This window comes from Halorubrum sp. SP9, from assembly GCF_005435015.1.
GTDB lineage: Archaea > Halobacteriota > Halobacteria > Halobacteriales > Haloferacaceae > Halorubrum > Halorubrum sodomense.
Genome location: NZ_SGXU01000056.1, coordinates 1 through 2414 on the forward strand (window position 1 = coordinate 1; position 2414 = coordinate 2414).

Annotated in this window: 3 protein-coding genes; 1 reads left to right on the plus strand and 2 read right to left on the minus strand. The window is 48.2% G+C overall.

Translation table 11 applies throughout. From position 1 onward, the window contains the following. Both EXE45_RS16005 and EXE45_RS16010 read right to left on the minus strand, forming a co-directional pair. A partial coding sequence (locus EXE45_RS16005; protein ID WP_137694900.1) for a sulfatase occupies positions 1-1047 on the minus strand: 1047 nt, incomplete at its 3' end. 79 nt (positions 1048-1126) lie between these two features. Beyond that, positions 1127-2218, minus strand: a complete 1092-nt coding sequence (locus EXE45_RS16010; RefSeq protein WP_137694901.1) for a glycosyltransferase family 4 protein — start codon at positions 2216-2218, stop codon at positions 1127-1129. A gap of 89 nt (positions 2219-2307) precedes the next feature. Between EXE45_RS16010 and EXE45_RS21875 the strand changes: the two genes are divergently transcribed. Beyond that, the coding region (locus EXE45_RS21875) for an NAD-dependent epimerase/dehydratase family protein (RefSeq protein WP_137694905.1) at positions 2308-2414 on the plus strand (107 nt) is incomplete at its 3' end.

The window sequence follows — 2414 nt, forward strand, 5'->3', positions numbered from 1 at the left end:
TGAACATCCATCAGACTGTAAGTTGGCACTAGAATCGACAGCATCCAGTACGGTAGGTGCGATGTCCGTTATTTGTACCAACTCGTCCGTACGAGACGCCGTCTCCTCCGGTAGCCAGACTATGAGTGGGATCCGAACTGTTTGGTCATACAGTCCATGGTGGTCGTAGATAATCCCGTGTTCTGTCATTGATTCCCCATGGTCGGAAAGAAGGACGATCATTGTGTCTTCCAGTTCCCCAGCTGTCTCAATACGATCTACTAATTGACCTACCTTTGCGTCTGCATCTCTTACTGTGGCATCGTACCTCGCGTTCATGTCAGCCGTTGTAAGGTCCGCGTTGTCAGAATACTGTTCGTTCCACTCCAAACACTGTTCGCTTGTCCACGATCCCTCGGGATATCGTTCCGCAAGTTCTGTCAACGACACTTCGTCCGCTTCATATTGTTCCCGGTACTGCCTCGGTGAATTCGAATCTGGTTCATACGGGATGTGTGTATCAAGTAAGTGAAGAAAACCGTAAAATTGATCAGCGCGGCTTAGGTCTGAGACAAGGGCATCAACCGCGTTGCTTTCTGTTGGGGAGAACGCATTGTATATCGTAGACGCGACTGATCCCAAGTACTCGCTGGTACCGTACAACCACTCACTCAGTCGCGTCTTGGTATCTTCTGTCTCCGGGTACCTGTCGAAACCTGACTTATGCCACCGACCCAGTACTCTTCCGTAATTTCCCGTGTAGAAGCCATTTTTTTGAAGCAGTTTGGGGAATTGTGTCGTGGCATTAACTGCTTGCTTTTCTTCCTGAGTGATGTAGCTTCCGTGGTTATGTACGCCGTGTCCTTTCGGATGACAACCAGTGTGAATTGAAGTAATCGCAGGATCTGTCGCATTAATCGTCGTGAAAGCCTTTTCAAACACAGTAGACTCCTTTGCGAGTGAGTCAATTCTCGGGGTAAGGTTGTTCTCCATCTCATACACGCCTACTCTGTCCCAGCGTAACGCATCAATAACAACGACGACTACGTTTTTCACATTATCAGTCATATGCCCTCTTTCATTGAACGGCACATATAGCTGTTTCCTGATTTCGATAACTTGGCTCGCGAGATCGAGAGGAGTTGTCTCACTTGAAAACTCTACTATAGATATCAGCGTATGCCGCTACATTTTGTTCCCAACATAAGTCTTCCAGAATCCCTGTCGAATTAATAGTGGGGGGCGAATCGATTGCTGTCTCCACCGCATCTACAAGGGCATTGATGGTATTTGCCTCCATCATGACCCCCCCATAGTTCTCTATCAATGGAGATAGAGACGGGAGCGGTGTCGTAACGGGGACAGACCCGAGAGCGAGAGTCTTTGCCAACGAGGCGCTTTGAGTGATCTCATCAAAAGGTAGGACGACACAGTCGGCCTGCCGAATGTATTCGTTTACGTGGTCTTCGGTTGGGAGCACCCCTGTAATTGTCACATCATCGGAAAGCCCTTGCTGTTTGATAGAATTTTCTAATTCTGACATGTAATCTCCGGAGTGACCGCGGTGTTCCCCTCCGGAGATGGTTATGTGAATGTCAGGATATTTCTTCTTAAGCTGCGGAAGTGCGTCGACGACTTTGTGGAATCCTTTCTTTTCATGTACAAAACCTGGGCACACCACGTTTGTGGCCTCATCATCCAGCTCTATGCCCAAATGTTTCTTAGTAATCCTATCTTGGATACTCTTCTCGATTCCCAGATATGGTACAGTGAAATAATTCCTTACTCGAAGGCGCTCTGTGAGCGGATAGGCCGCTATATGCTCTTGACGGGTTGATTCTGTGAGAAATATCAGATTCCGGAATGAGCCGAACAATAACGAGTACTGCTGAAATCCCGGGACGTCATGGATAGTTATGAGCGTCGGTGGAACATCACGGGAGAGCCACTTTCTAGCGACGAGATAGCGGAGGCGACCCACCGGAAATTGTATCTGGATGCCATTATAGTCGCGATCAAGCACTTTTGCCCACCCATTGTAGGACCGTGGAATTTCACCACGAACCGTCACACCAGACACTGGGGCCTCTGGCTTTTCTCCAGATTCGGTCAGAATATCAATTTCATATCCATGGCTGTCAGCTAGACCTTTTGTGAGGTGTTTTGAGTAGTCCGCAATAGCCCCCTTCTCTGGGGGGAATTCGGAGATCCACAGGATCCGCTTCATGTCCTCAGCCATGGATTAGAACTGAATTCCAGTAGTATACGTTGTTCGGTCTGTCCTGCTAAAATCGCCATCTTTAGTTTACTGAGGAATTTCCTCTCGGTATGCATGATTTAGATATCGTTGTTACAGGGGGCGCAGGATTCATCGGTTCTCACCTTGTGGACGCTCTGGTCGACAAGAACAATGTCCTTGTCCTAGACGATCTTTC

What these genes read in the sequence shown, in the direction of transcription:
- EXE45_RS16010 (WP_137694901.1), bottom strand. Translation starts at nt 2,218, where the DNA reads ATGGCTGAGGACATGAAGCGGATCCTGTGGATCTCCGAATTCCCCCCA.